This is a genomic window from Virgibacillus carmonensis, assembly GCF_057836705.1.
In genome coordinates this window covers 1-12836 of the sequence record NZ_JBYQFJ010000004.1, presented here as the reverse complement: position 1 = coordinate 12836, position 12836 = coordinate 1, and the positions used below count along the sequence as shown (strand labels likewise).

The 12836-nt window shown below is 35.7% G+C and carries 14 protein-coding genes and 1 rRNA gene; 5 read left to right on the top strand and 10 right to left on the bottom strand.

The window, feature by feature from the left end; translation table 11 throughout:
• Positions 1-22: 22 nt before the first annotated feature.
• Entirely contained in the window at positions 23-1840 is a 1818-nt protein-coding gene (locus tag AC3G7N_RS04055) for a DNA ligase D (RefSeq protein WP_489420868.1), read from the bottom strand.
• 106 nt (positions 1841-1946) lie between these two features.
• Here AC3G7N_RS04055 and ku point away from each other — a divergent pair, with 106 nt between their 5' ends.
• Complete coding sequence (gene ku / locus AC3G7N_RS04050) at positions 1947-2792, top strand: non-homologous end joining protein Ku (protein ID WP_489420867.1); 846 nt, start codon at positions 1947-1949, stop codon at positions 2790-2792.
• Between the two features lie 211 nt (positions 2793-3003).
• On the opposite strand, the gene AC3G7N_RS04045 is transcribed toward ku, so the two are convergent.
• Genes AC3G7N_RS04045 through trmB form a run of 3 tightly spaced genes read right to left on the bottom strand, consistent with a single transcriptional unit; the run spans position 3004 to position 4964 of the window.
• Positions 3004-3861: a YtnP family quorum-quenching lactonase gene (locus AC3G7N_RS04045; RefSeq protein WP_489420866.1), complete on the bottom strand. Its 858-nt coding sequence runs from the start codon at positions 3859-3861 to the stop codon at positions 3004-3006.
• A gap of 53 nt (positions 3862-3914) precedes the next feature.
• Positions 3915-4310, bottom strand: coding sequence for a DoxX family protein (locus tag AC3G7N_RS04040; RefSeq protein WP_489420865.1), 396 nt, complete (start codon positions 4308-4310; stop codon positions 3915-3917).
• Positions 4311-4325: 15 nt separating this feature from the next.
• Complete coding sequence (gene trmB / locus AC3G7N_RS04035; protein ID WP_489420864.1) at positions 4326-4964, bottom strand: tRNA (guanosine(46)-N7)-methyltransferase TrmB; 639 nt, start codon at positions 4962-4964, stop codon at positions 4326-4328.
• A 112-nt stretch (positions 4965-5076) separates the two neighbouring features.
• Between trmB and AC3G7N_RS04030 the strand changes: the two genes are divergently transcribed.
• Positions 5077-5361: a YtzH-like family protein gene (locus tag AC3G7N_RS04030; protein ID WP_489420863.1), complete on the top strand. Its 285-nt coding sequence runs from the start codon at positions 5077-5079 to the stop codon at positions 5359-5361.
• Here the strand turns inward: AC3G7N_RS04030 and AC3G7N_RS04025 are convergent.
• The 3 genes from AC3G7N_RS04025 to thpR all read right to left on the bottom strand — a co-directional run bounded on the left by AC3G7N_RS04025 (position 5347) and on the right by thpR (position 7785).
• The gene (locus tag AC3G7N_RS04025; RefSeq protein ID WP_489420862.1) at positions 5347-6168 is read right to left on the bottom strand and encodes a phosphotransferase family protein; all 822 of its coding nucleotides are present in this window, start codon (positions 6166-6168) and stop codon (positions 5347-5349) included. The genes AC3G7N_RS04030 and AC3G7N_RS04025 overlap by 15 nt on opposite strands.
• A 131-nt stretch (positions 6169-6299) precedes the next feature.
• Positions 6300-7223: an NERD domain-containing protein gene (locus AC3G7N_RS04020; RefSeq protein WP_489420861.1), complete on the bottom strand. Its 924-nt coding sequence runs from the start codon at positions 7221-7223 to the stop codon at positions 6300-6302.
• Positions 7216-7785 (bottom strand): RNA 2',3'-cyclic phosphodiesterase, encoded by a 570-nt coding sequence (gene thpR, locus AC3G7N_RS04015; RefSeq protein ID WP_489420860.1) that lies wholly within the window; start codon positions 7783-7785, stop codon positions 7216-7218. Before thpR ends, AC3G7N_RS04020 begins: the two co-directional genes overlap by 8 nt.
• A 168-nt stretch (positions 7786-7953) precedes the next feature.
• Between thpR and AC3G7N_RS04010 the strand changes: the two genes are divergently transcribed.
• Positions 7954-8169 carry a DeoR family transcriptional regulator gene (locus AC3G7N_RS04010; RefSeq protein ID WP_489420859.1) on the top strand — a complete coding sequence of 72 codons (216 nt, stop codon included), beginning with the start codon at positions 7954-7956 and terminating at the stop codon, positions 8167-8169.
• A gap of 29 nt (positions 8170-8198) precedes the next feature.
• Here the strand turns inward: AC3G7N_RS04010 and AC3G7N_RS04005 are convergent, their stop codons facing one another.
• Positions 8199-8915, bottom strand: coding sequence for a pseudouridine synthase (locus tag AC3G7N_RS04005; RefSeq protein ID WP_489420858.1), 717 nt, complete (start codon positions 8913-8915; stop codon positions 8199-8201).
• Between the two features lie 14 nt (positions 8916-8929).
• A complete protein-coding gene (locus AC3G7N_RS04000) occupies positions 8930-10561 on the bottom strand; it encodes a putative polysaccharide biosynthesis protein (protein WP_489420857.1) in 1632 nt (543 codons plus the stop codon).
• 178 nt (positions 10562-10739) lie between these two features.
• Here AC3G7N_RS04000 and AC3G7N_RS03995 point away from each other — a divergent pair, with 178 nt between their 5' ends.
• Together AC3G7N_RS03995 and AC3G7N_RS03990 are read left to right on the top strand one after the other, a co-directional pair.
• Complete coding sequence (locus AC3G7N_RS03995) at positions 10740-12005, top strand: BaiN/RdsA family NAD(P)/FAD-dependent oxidoreductase (protein WP_489420856.1); 1266 nt, start codon at positions 10740-10742, stop codon at positions 12003-12005.
• A 96-nt stretch (positions 12006-12101) separates the two neighbouring features.
• Positions 12102-12299 (top strand): hypothetical protein, encoded by a 198-nt coding sequence (locus AC3G7N_RS03990; protein ID WP_489420855.1) that lies wholly within the window; start codon positions 12102-12104, stop codon positions 12297-12299.
• A gap of 336 nt (positions 12300-12635) precedes the next feature.
• Here the strand turns inward: AC3G7N_RS03990 and rrf are convergent.
• Positions 12636-12751: ribosomal RNA gene (gene rrf / locus AC3G7N_RS03985) — 5S ribosomal RNA — on the bottom strand.
• Positions 12752-12836 lie beyond the last annotated feature (85 nt).

The following is a 12836-nucleotide window of genomic DNA, read 5'->3' as shown; positions in this document are numbered from 1 at the left end:
CATCACTGGCTTGCACTATTTTTTATTGTTTCAATAGACTTCGTACATTTTCCATCTTTTGGGACTCGCCTGTGTTGAAGTATCCAGTAAATGGACACCCAATTGTTTGTACGCGTTCTACAGCATTATTTATGGTAAACATCTCTGGTCTTAGACCAGCACGCACTTCCTCCCAATACAATGGTGTCGCAACCGTGGCCTCTTCTGTTTTTCTTGGGGAATAGGCGGCAATGATTGTTTTATCCTTAGCATGCTGAATATAATCGATGTACATCCTTCCATTCCGATTTTTCTTTAATCTTTCTGTGGTGAACAATGCCGGGTATTCTTTTTCGATAGTCATTGCAATAGCCTCAGTAAAAATTCCAGTCTCTTCATAGGTTAAACTATTTTTGGGGATCGGAATGTGAACCTGTATCCCTTTATTTCCTGATGTTTTGACAAAGGAAACTAGACTTAAATTATCAAGTAAATGTTTGAGTATATTTGCTGCTTGAATAGCAAGCGAAAATCGATCGCGATCAGGTGGATCTAAGTCAAATACAATTTCAATAGGGTTCGGATTGCCAACTGTTTGAAATGGTGTATGATATTCGATTGCGCCATGGTTTGCGAACCATAGAAGCGATTCCAGTTGATCACAAATGAAAAAAATTTCATCATCAATTGGTAAGCTTTTTATAAACGATGGTGCGTAGTCTGGAAGATGTTTTTGAAAGAAAAATTGCTCTCTCACTCCATCCGGGCTACGGATTACAGTTAGTATCCGGTCACGTAACAAAGGAAGCATATACGGTGCTATCTCTCGTAAATAGATAAGTAAATCCCCTTTGGTTTGTCCTTTTGCAGGCCAAAAGATTTTATTTGTATTGCTAGTTTCAATACTTGCCGGGATCATTGCCATATCAAGATTCATTTTATCATGCGTACAGTCTGCTGCAGAGTTATTTACTAATAACTTATTTATTGAAGGCTCTCGAAGCTCATTCTTAGCAAAATCAAGTGTATTTATTTCAGCACAAATTGCAGGTGGAAGCGTAAAACTACTCCCCTGTTTCTGACCTTTCGATGAAAATAGGTCGAGTAATGTGGTTAGTTCGTTATCGTCAACTCCATGCTTACACTTTCCCACCTCAACTAGATGGTCCCCTTCATAAACATTTACAGTGAAATAATCATTTTTTGTATCTAAAGATGTAAGAATCCCATCGAGTCTTCGCCAGTTTTTTATTTTAAACCAATCATTATGGTGTTTTCCGAAATTATAAAAACCTTTTTTTCGTTTAGCTATTACACCTTCACCTTTATAATCAAAAACGTTTCTCCATAAATCATCCCTGTTCTCAAAGGAAGGTATAAAACTTAATCGATTCAATCTTGTAATGCTACGATTAAACTTTGCAAATTCAAAAAAAGCAAGAAGTAGCTTTTTCCGTTCCGTATATGCTTTCTTCATCAACGAAGAATTTTCCTGTTGCAATAAATCAAATGCTAAAAACGTCGCAGGTCGTACCACAGAAGCCTTAATAATGGTTTCTTTTTTAGTTAGACGACCACGCTTTTGAATTTCTGAAAAGTTTGCCTGAAAGGGGTTGTTAATAATTGCCAATTCACCATCAATTTTTAATGGCAGGAGTTTAGTTATTGCGTCTTGATTCGCCAAACAAAACTCAATGATTTCAGGAAACTTATCTGTCATATCTATATCATTTCTACTTACTAACTTTATTTTTGTTTTCTCCCAATGCAAAAGACAACGAAATCCATCATACTTCACTTCATAAGCCCAATCATTTTCAGTAGGTATTTTTGTACGCGCAATCGGATGCATTAATTTCATCAAATGGTGCCCCCTTTTACTAATTAAAGTGGCTCATTTCACGAAAAATAACCACGGATAAAATAAAACAATCTCGGGAAAATAAAAGAAAAAGGAGTTTTTGTACATGCATACGATGTGGAAAGGCACTATCAGTTTTGGACTTGTAAATATCCCTGTAAAAATGCACGCTGCAACTGAAAACAAAGATATCAAGCTAAGACAGCTGCATAAAGAATGTCAGTCTCCTATAAAATATGAACGTACATGCCCCCATTGTGATCGCGAAGTAAAAAATGATGAAATAGTGAAGGCCTATGAATATGGAAAAGATAAGTTTGTCGTCTTAGATGAAGAAGATTTAGAAGCGTTGAAAAAAGAGCAAGCAGACAAAGCGGTTGAAATTGTAGACTTTGTTAAATTAGAAGAAATTGATCCAATTTATTTTGAAAAAAGCTATTTTTTATCCCCTAACGAGGGGGGCGGGAAAGCATACGGATTATTACGTTCTGCCTTAAAAGACACATCAAAGATCGGAATTGCAAAAATGATCATTAGATCGAAAGAACAGCTAGCAGTTATACGCGTTTATGAGAATACGTTGATTGTTGAAACCATTCATTACCCAGATGAAGTTCGACAAGTTAAAGACGTTCCTAATGTGCCTGAAGAGTCAAATACAGCAAAGAAAGAGTTGGATACAGCCAAAATGCTCATTGAACAACTTACAACTACATTCGAACCTGAAAAGTATAATGACGAATACCGAACTGCACTAATGGAATTAATTGAAGCCAAGAAAAATAATGAAGAGGTTGTAATTGGGGAAAATAAATCATCTAACACAGATGATAATGTTACAAATTTGATGGATGCATTAGAGGCTTCACTCGACAAAGCAAAGAAAAACAAACCAAAACCAAAGCCCGCCAAACCAAAAACCACCAAGTCAAAGAAAAAAGTAGCTAAGTAAAAAAGAAAAGCGTAGGCGACTGTTCAGTGTTGTACAAATAGATAGAACTGATGAAAAGTACGTCGAACTTTACGTACATTTCATCAGGTCTTTCTATTTGCTAACCGCTAGAAGCCGCAGCTAGATCAAGAAAAGCGTAGGCGACTGTTCAGCGACGTACAGTCTATGTCAATAAAACAAAAGCTATCCTTCATTCAGGATAGCTTTCCTTCTAGTTATAGTCGTACCTTTCCCGCTGTACTTCACCAATCTTTTTTCCTTCTCCATCAAACTGAATTGCACGATAATAGGCATCATGATAGAACGTATACCAAGCCTTTTTTGAATAGCCATAATCCATCCATTTTTCCTTTTGATGAACAGAAGTAACAGGATAATCATCATATGCCAAAGCCCACAGTTTATTTTGATGACCATGTGTAGGCATAATATCTGCCATATGAATAAACGAATCTTCGCCGTCCTCAAATAAAATGATGCAGTGACCGTTACTATGACCGCTAGTATGAATCATTTTTAATCCATCCGCAATCTGAATTTCTTTTTCAAAAGGCTTTACCTGATCCTCAATTGGCTTCCAGTTTTCTTCCCAATATGTATTAATCGATCGTATATTTGGGTTGCGCATTTCGTTCCATTCTACATCGGATGTGTAAATCGTAGCATTTTCAAATACCGGTTTATAACTATTATCCTCTGTAGGTTTCGTTAACCCACATGCATGATCAAAATGAAGATGTGTCATTAACATAGCGTCAATATCAGTGGTAGTCAATCCGAGCCCTGCTAACGATTGATCAATAGCCGATTCTTCAAGAACACCAAAGTTCCGTAGCTGTTTCTTAGTAAGTTTTCCATTACCCATACCAGAATCAATGACATAATTTTTACCATCTAGTTGTAACAATATTGGATCTGTTCGTAATTCGATTTGGTTTTTATCATTATGTGGGTATTTTCTACTCCATAATGCTTTTGGTACGACACCAAACATGGCACCACCATCAAGAAAATTTACTCCACCATTCAACCAAGTCAGTTTAGCTCTTCCAATTTGTAAAGTTTCCAACGATATAGCCCCCTCTATTAAGTAGTGTAGCGAAATATGTAAAAGTCTGCAAATTAGGAAGTCTGACTATCTCTCGATACTGCTAGTACCCACCAAATCAATAAAGGTTGAAATAGTAGCCGAATCCATAAAGCAATTTGGTCTGTTTGTTCAGACCAGGGCGCTGGGATTCCATAAATAGCCGCATAAATATTTGCTGGAAAAATAATTACTAAATAAATAGCCGTAAACCTACTAGCACTATTCCTGGTTTTAGGAATTACTAACAAAATAGCAAGTAACCACTCAACCAAGCCTGACGCAAAGACGATAGGTTTTTTAAAAGGAACAAACTCTGGAAACATATTTACAAATCCATCGACAAATATAAAATGGCTAACTCCTGCACCTATAAAAGCAATAATAAATATATATAACCCTATATTCTTAAAGAGTTTGATGTAGATCAAATCCTCCCAATACTACTATTGAAATTTTGCCTGACAACGATAAATAGGTTGTCCTTTACTTGAAAATTTCTCTTCATATTCCGTCATGACATTCATGGGATCGTCTAATTGATGAAGATCTAGACTAACTTCTTCCAATTTCAAACCATAGTTTGAGAAGCTCACGAGTGAATACTCAAATAATGAACGATTATCTGTCTTCATTATTAAATCACTGTGTTTTACCAAGATTCTTTCATACTTTGCTAAAAATGTATGATAGCTCAATCGTCTCTTTTCATGGCGGCTTTTTGGCCATGGATCTGAAAAGTTCAAATAGATTGTTGAAATTTCATTCTCTGCAAAAAGTTCTTCCAGATCATTTGCATTTTCGTTTAGTAGGATTACGTTTTCTTGGCCCGATTCCTTAACCTTTTGAGCTGCATCCACTATAATACTTTTTGCCATTTCGACACCAATAAAATTGATAGTGGGATATTGTTTAGCCATCCCTACAATAAATTGGCCTTTTCCAGTTCCGATTTCCAAGTGTATTGGATTTGTATTACCAAAAACTTCTTTCCATTTATCCTTTTTTTCTTTAGGGTTTACGATGACAAGATCACGATGTTCATTTAAAAAATCATCTGCCCATGGTTTATTACGTTGTCTCATAATCCTCGAATCCTCCAATTTTTACGAAATAAAAACACATATTACTGTCATTATATGTCAAGTATAGTATATAAAAGTTCGCACACGCTAATGAATGAGGTGAAATGAAAACATGTTAACAGTTAACGATCAACTAACGGTACTCCACGATATTTTAACCGAGCAATCCGAGGAAAGCTGCGCTGATATCAATGAATACAAACAAATTAAGCGTATCGTTCAAACATTAATGGCTAAAGAAAGCATCACGGATGAAGAATTGTTATCGCTTCTTCCTGAAATTTATAATTACGGTATACAAGGTGAACAAGCTCAAAACTTAGAGGAGCATGTAACAACAAATAAAAGCAATATTGAAACATGGACGACCTATATAAACCAATCAAGTTTGGAGTAGTTGACGAACATGTAAATTTAGTTCACGAATATCTTTTAGTCTATCTTGCCTTTTTTCAAGCTCTTTTCGCTGTGAGTGCCAGTTCACATAATAAAGAGCGTCCAGTAATAGATACCAGTACATTCGCTTAAGTAAGTTACAATCCTTTGCAATTCCATAATGAAACAACCATTCATCCCAGTCTTCTTTTGGAATATACCATTTCAGGATAAACCCAACATCAATAATTGGATCTGCTATCATCGCATTATCCCAATCAATTAAATACAAGTGACTCTCATTTGTCAGCAAAATGTTATTATGGTTTAAATCACCATGACAAACAACCTGTTTTTGATTTTCTGTCACAGGTAAGAGTTCCTCCAAAAAAACTAAAGAAGAAGATACTTCATCATCTAGTTCATTTAAATTATTTTGCATAATTTGTTGTTTTAAATTATGCAAACTTTCTCTAGGTGTGAATGGCTTTTTACCTAAGCGCATGAGCATATGTAATAGTTCAGATGACTGATGGATTTTTTGTAGCAAAGATGCAACTTCATGATGTTGCATTTCTATCGCATTAAGTTCACGTCCATCTAACCATTCTTGTGCTGTAATAACGTCACCATTTTCCAAACGTTTTGTCCAAACTAGTTTTGGAACAATTCCTTCCGCAGATAACACGGCTAAAAAAGGAGAAGAATTTCGCTTTAAAAAAAGCTTACGATCATTCTTTTTTGCAATATACGCCTCACCAGTAAGGCCTCCCGCTGATTTTATGTCCCACTCTTGTCCTAAAACCGCTTTAAGCCAATTCACATTCATACCTCAAATCTGAAAAAATTTAGTCCAGTCATGTATTTTAAAGCTAAATACAGAAAAAAACAACTAATAATTACTTATTGACTTTGTCCTAGACACTGAAATTGAACTAGGTTGGTTGTTCTCCGATTGAATCATAATTCATCGTTCATCGTAAACGTCGATTCATCTTCTTCCCATTCCTGCCTTTTGACGGATGTTGTCTGACAGTGCTTTAATAGTGTAGAAATCACTTTTAATTGTCTACTTTTCAATGGGGAAACCAGTTTTCTTTTTTCGTTAAACCATTGTTCATATTCAAATTTGCCGATAATTTTAGTATTATATGGTTCTGTATGAAATACAATTTGATTTGTTCTAGACAATACTATTTTTTTAATTGGGAAATCAATCTGTTGTGTTGCCAGAATACGTTTAATAATCTGCTCTGTTCGCTTAAGTGCAATTAGTGGACTGAGTATTTTGGATTTTTTTTCACTCGTTTCCAGTCCCCATGTACGGTCATCTCCAGCAAGTATTTTTACGTTTTCTGGTTCTTCCACTAAATAAATAATTTCCAACCCAATAGGGCTAATCAAAATAAGTTCACCATCAACGGGAGCATTTTTAATAGAAAATATAGGGTAATACATAATTAAATAAGTATCAGGGAAGCGTTGTAAAAAGTATTTTAACTTAGTATTACCCTCATATGACCTGTCAATAAACGAAACATCCATTACGGTGGATGACGCCCATTTTAATTGAAAAGGAAACAGTTTATCTAAAAAATACTGTTTTAATTCGTCTTCTGTCTTGGGAAGAAAATCATCATCCTTTTCATTATGCTCTTCATGTATTGAGTCCCTCTTAATAAAAGACTTCCATTTTGCAAAAGTAGATAACGTTTCATTTGATTCCAATTCTTCTGTTTCCTCTCGTGGATTATTCCACAGGTGATGAAGTTTTTGCCAATTTTCCTGTTTTAAACGAATATATTGACTCGGATAGCGGTAAGCATTCCACTCGTACCTAGACACATAATCCTGAATTTTAATAAGTTGGGCGATTTCAACCACCTCCGTTTAATGGAAAAGATTCAATTACTTCATATTTCGGATTTTTAGCTGGGTGAATCTGATAGAGATGTACGTGATCTATTTCAAATGGATAGGATTCATTGGCATAGCTACTTGTACATGTTTCGATTGACACTTTCAATGACTGATCCCTCCATTTCTTTGCAAGTGTAATATGTGCTCTAAACTTACGTGTTTCCTTATCAAAACCGCATAGTTCTGCGCAGGATTCCACCATTTCAACAAGTTGATTAAGTGCTTGAGTCTGATGAACATTTGCATACATAACACGTGGAGAAGAGGGTTTACCAAAAGTCCCAATTCCCTTTATATCTATCGTTAATGATGATAATTTTTCAAGCTTCTGCAATTCATTTATTAACCTCTTCACTGTGTCCATTTGAACGGAACCTAAAAATTTCAATGTGATGTGAAGATCATCGTCATGTGTCCATTGCTTGAAGGATAGTTCTTTTTTTAGATCTGACTGCCATTCAACTAATTTTTCTTTTATTTCTGAAGGAACAGGTATCGCAATAAAATAATGTGGATTCACTGTCATATGTCTATACCTCTCTCTTTATCATCGTATAAAATGAAGAGTTATTTAATGTTTTTTCACAATTTTAACTATTTTACTTTTAAAATGATTGGTTTCGTAATAAGATATAGATAACATCGTAAATTCCCTTGCACCACATGTTTAATGTCATCATTAAGGAGTGGTTTTTTGGAGTATTCATCATCTCGTATGTTAACGAGGATGAAAGCTATTTATTTCTACATTAAAGAATGTGGAATGGTTTCAACACCTGAGTTAGCGGAAGAATTTAATACGACTATGCGGACAATTCAACGTGATCTACATGTGTTGACTTACAATGGTCTTGTTAGTAGCCCAACAAGAGGTAAGTGGAAAATTACAGATAAAAAAGTAGCGAATTAAGAAATAAAACAATGCTGACGAATAATTCGTCAGCTGTTTTTTTGAGAAATTGAGATCAGTTCACCTTCTGTTAGTTCCCTAAATTGTCCAATTTTCAAGGTGGAGTCAAGCTCAAGAGTCCCCATTTTTAATCGTTTTAGATAGGTTACCTTATTACCCACTGCTGCAAACATTCTTTTGACTTGATGATATTTACCTTCTGTAATACTGACTTCAATTTCAGATTGTTCACCAGCAACGAGGATACAAAGTTTGGCTGGTTTTGTTTGATATCCATCCTCAAGTGTTACACCTTCAGAAAATCTTTTAACATCTTCAGTTGATACATGTCCTTCAATTTTTGCATAGTAAACTTTCGTAATATTTTTCTTCGGTGAAGTTAGCTGATGTCCGAGCTCACCGTCATTTGTAAGTAAGAGTAATCCCTCTGTATCTTTATCCAATCGCCCAACTGGAAAAGGTTCAAAGTTCTGATAGTCAGATGATAACAAATCGATTACCGTTTTTTCTGCCTTATCGACTGTAGCAGATACATATCCTGGTGGCTTATTCATCATTAAGTAAATATACTTCTGATAATGTACCGTATTTTCCCCTACCTGAATAATATCAGTTAATGGTTCTACATGCATTTTCCCGTCTTTTATAATTGTTTTATTTACGGAAACCTTTTTCAGCTTAAGCATATTTTTTACATCTTTTCGACTTCCATACCCCATATTTGCCAATAGTTTATCAAGACGCATTAATAAACCCTCCATTACCTTTTAAAAATTCGATCCAAGACACGAACTTTATTGCCCAATACGCGTTCGAGCAATGTTGAATGATAGGCAAACCATAAGTAAACACTACCACCAGACGTGACGCCTACTATAAGCATGATTACCGAGCCCCATCTAGACTCCTCATATGGTATCAATGTTCCTAACAATAACTTAGCCAACCACAATACGACAATCATAATTATAGAAAAAATACAAACTAATAGTGTACGTTTAAAGAGCTGCTTATACGAAAAGTTAATCGCTTTATGAATACGCCATAGATTTAATGATACTGCTGTTGCAACTGCGAGTGCAGTACCAAAAATCATACCTTTCGCACCAAACATATGGATTAACTGTATGTTGAAAAGAGTTTTTATTAATAATCCACCTGATAAGCTAATTACCGCAAATCGCTGCTGATTAATACCTTGGAGGATTGAAGCTGATACTAAAAACAACCCAAACAATAATCCAACAGGTGCATACCAGCCAAGTAATGAACCAGTTAGGTCAAAACGTTCTATTCCAAATAATGATCCATAAGTAACATCTGATAACATGGATAACCCAACAACTGCCGGAACAGTTAAGACGATAACAATTTGAAGTGCTTGGTTGATTTGTTTAAATAAAAGTGTTTTGTTTCCTTCATTATAAGATTTTGTGAGCGCTGGTAATATTGCTAGAGACAGACCAGTTGCTAATGCTACTGGGATAATCACTACTTTATGTGCATTAAAGTTAACTACACCATAAGCAAAATTAACGAGATCACCTTTACCTATTGCCGACATTGCATGATCAAATGTAAATTGGTCAATTAGCTGATATAATGGAGTCGCAATACCCACTAATACAAATGGACCTGCATACTGAAAAAGTTCCTTTACTAAATCCTTTGTAGGAATATTAGAATGTTTTTGTTGTTTCTCTATGTTTTTATAAATAAAAGGTTTTCGTTTTCTCCAATACACATATAAAACCACACATGAGGCCAGTGCACCAATAAAAGCTGCAAATGTAGCGAACCCTATTGCAGTTGCAACCTCTCCATCTAATATAAACATAATAATAAATACTGCTGTTAATAAAAATACAATCCGAACAATTTGTTCAACAACCTGGGATACTGCTGTAGGTCCCATCGATTGATATCCTTGAAAAAAACCACGAACAATACTCATTGCCGGAATAATAATTAGTGCAAAACTAACCATTTGTAATACAGTCTTAATTTCAGCAACTGATATATCTCCAGCTGAATAATTGCCATCGTTACTTTCTTTAGTTATCTCGGCTATGTACTCTGCCCCAAAAAATAATGCTAAAAATGCCAGAAATCCTGTTATAGCCATAAGAGTAATTCCTATTCGGAACATCCGCAATCCAGTTTCGTAGTCCTCTAATGCGTTATATTTTGAAACAAATTTAGAAACTGCGAGTGGTACACCAATGGTAGAAATTGTAATTAGTATATTGTATGGGGTATAACCATATGCAAATAACGTTATTCCCTTTTCGTCAATTAGAAGATTAAATGGGATTACGTAAATCATCCCTAAAAATTTCGACAAAAATGTGGCACCTGTAAGTAACATGGTACCTTTGACAATGTTCGACATAAATTCACCTGCATCTATTTTTTATTACATAACATTCATTTTATCACATCTACTGCAAAGTACGATAAAGATTAAAAAAAATAAGCCAAAATAACGTAACAAATTTATGACAGACCGGTGAATATATAGGAATTACTACTATTTAATGGTACGATACAAGCGAAAGGAATGAAGCAAAGTGGAATACGATGTAATCATAATTGGTGGAGGCCCCTCTGGATTAATGGCCTCTATTGCCGCAGCAGAAAGTGGTGCCAAATGCCTTTTAATTGAAAAAGGAAGCAAACTAGGGACAAAATTAGCGATTTCAGGTGGTGGACGATGTAATGTTACCAATCGACTGCCTGAAGATGAAGTAATCAAACACATTCCAGGGAATGGGAAGTTTTTATATAGTGCATTTTCAGTTTTTAATAATTATGATATCATCGACTTTTTTGAAGAAATGGGTGTAGAGTTAAAAGAAGAAGATCATGGCCGGATGTTTCCTGTAACTAATTCCGCAAAAACAGTCGTGAATGCATTAATTAATAAATTGCATGAATTAAACGTAAAAATTCGGATGCAAACAGAGGTAAAAACAGTAAACTATGAAGAAGACGAGCACACGGTGATATTATCCGATAACGAGAAAATCACATGTAGATCAATCGTACTAGCTGTAGGAGGTAAGGCTGTTCCGCACACTGGATCAACAGGTGATGGTTATGCATGGGCTAAAAAAGCCGGACATACTGTTACCAAACTTTATCCAACAGAAGTTGCTTTAACCTCTGACGAACCCTTTATTAAACAAAAACAACTTCAAGGATTATCACTAAGAGATGTTGCACTCACTGTACTCAATAAAAAAGACAAGCCTATTATCACGCACCAAATGGATATGATATTCACCCACTTTGGAATTTCAGGTCCTGCCGTATTGCGTTGCTCACAATTTGTCGTTAAAGAGCTTATGAAGAATCGTTCTGAAGTTATCATGGTGTTAGATGTTTTACCTACCCAAAATGAAGATGTTCTTGTAAAAGAAATATGGGACACTTTACAGCTAAATCCGAAGAGGTCAATCAAAAATAGCTTTAAAGGCATCGTTCCAGAACGTTTCCTATCTTACATTTTTGTAAAGAACACTATCAACGAAGATCAAAAGGCAGCAACAATTTCGAAAGAAGTAATTCGAATGATTGTACATGATTTTAAACATTTCACATTTCTTGTAAATGGATCTTTGCCACTTAAAAAGGCTTTTGTTACTGGCGGTGGTGTTTCCATAAAAGAAATTGTACCAAACACAATGCAGTCGAAAATGATGCATGGATTATATTTTTGTGGGGAAATTTTAGACATCCATGGCTATACTGGTGGTTACAATATCACTTCTGCCCTAGTAACGGGCAGACTAGCAGGATCAAATGCAGCGCTTGAAGCAGGATACGTTATATAAATTTAACCTATTGGAATGTCTTACCGGGCATGAATGGTTACACGTTGTATCATCCTATAAAAGTCTCATGACATTATAGAAGGGTTGGGGTTTGCTATGGAAAAAAATGCAATGTTGATACCTCTATTAGCTTCAGTGGGCGTCGGAGCAGCAACATATTATACCATGACAAAAAATAACCAAACACTTGGTCAGACCATGCAACAAATGGTTCCGTTCGTTTCACAAATGGGTAGTAGTGGAAACAGCGGAAGTAATGATAAACAGACGCTTGGACCTTATGGAATGAGTTAACATTTTATTAAACACAAAAGAGACGCCGAAAGCGTCTCTTTTGTTTGTATTTGGCTCTTTTAGTAAAGATTGTTGTTTTTAGGTTGTTTACTGCCGCAGTGGAAATATACTCGCTTTCCGCGGGGAAGCCGCAAGTCTCCTCGGCTCGTACCTCGCCTGTGGGGCCTTGCGTAGCTTACTCTTCCCGCAGGAGTCTCGCATATTTCCACTGCTGACGCGTATTCACCTTTCTATAAAGAAACACTTTTTCATTTAATAACAACAAACTTTTAGAAAACAGCCTTGTATTTAAATAAGCGAAGATACGCTTGAACGTATCTTCGCTTATTTATTGTTGCCTGGCGGCGTCCTACTCTTGCAGGGACAAAGTCCCAACTACCATCGGCGCTGGAGAGCTTAACTACTGTGTTCGGTATGGGAACAGGTGTGACTTCTCCGCTATTACTACCAGACAATTTCATGTAAGAAAAAGGTATGATTTATACCCTAAAAACTAAATAAGAGCGCAATAGTGACATCAAAATTTGTTAGTTAAGT

Bases quoted from the DNA above. Each gene is read 5' to 3' on its own strand.
- AC3G7N_RS04055 (WP_489420868.1), bottom strand. From the start codon at position 1,840: ATGAAATTAATGCATCCGATTGCGCGTACAAAAATACCTACTGAAAAT.
- ku (WP_489420867.1), top strand. From the start codon at position 1,947: ATGCATACGATGTGGAAAGGCACTATCAGTTTTGGACTTGTAAATATC.
- trmB (WP_489420864.1), bottom strand. From the start codon at position 4,964: ATGAGACAACGTAATAAACCATGGGCAGATGATTTTTTAAATGAACAT.
- AC3G7N_RS04030 (WP_489420863.1), top strand. From the start codon at position 5,077: ATGTTAACAGTTAACGATCAACTAACGGTACTCCACGATATTTTAACC.
- AC3G7N_RS04025 (WP_489420862.1), bottom strand. From the start codon at position 6,168: ATGAATGTGAATTGGCTTAAAGCGGTTTTAGGACAAGAGTGGGACATA.
- thpR (WP_489420860.1), bottom strand. From the start codon at position 7,785: ATGACAGTGAATCCACATTATTTTATTGCGATACCTGTTCCTTCAGAA.
- AC3G7N_RS04005 (WP_489420858.1), bottom strand. From the start codon at position 8,915: ATGCGTCTTGATAAACTATTGGCAAATATGGGGTATGGAAGTCGAAAA.
- AC3G7N_RS04000 (WP_489420857.1), bottom strand. From the start codon at position 10,561: ATGTCGAACATTGTCAAAGGTACCATGTTACTTACAGGTGCCACATTT.
- AC3G7N_RS03990 (WP_489420855.1), top strand. From the start codon at position 12,102: ATGGAAAAAAATGCAATGTTGATACCTCTATTAGCTTCAGTGGGCGTC.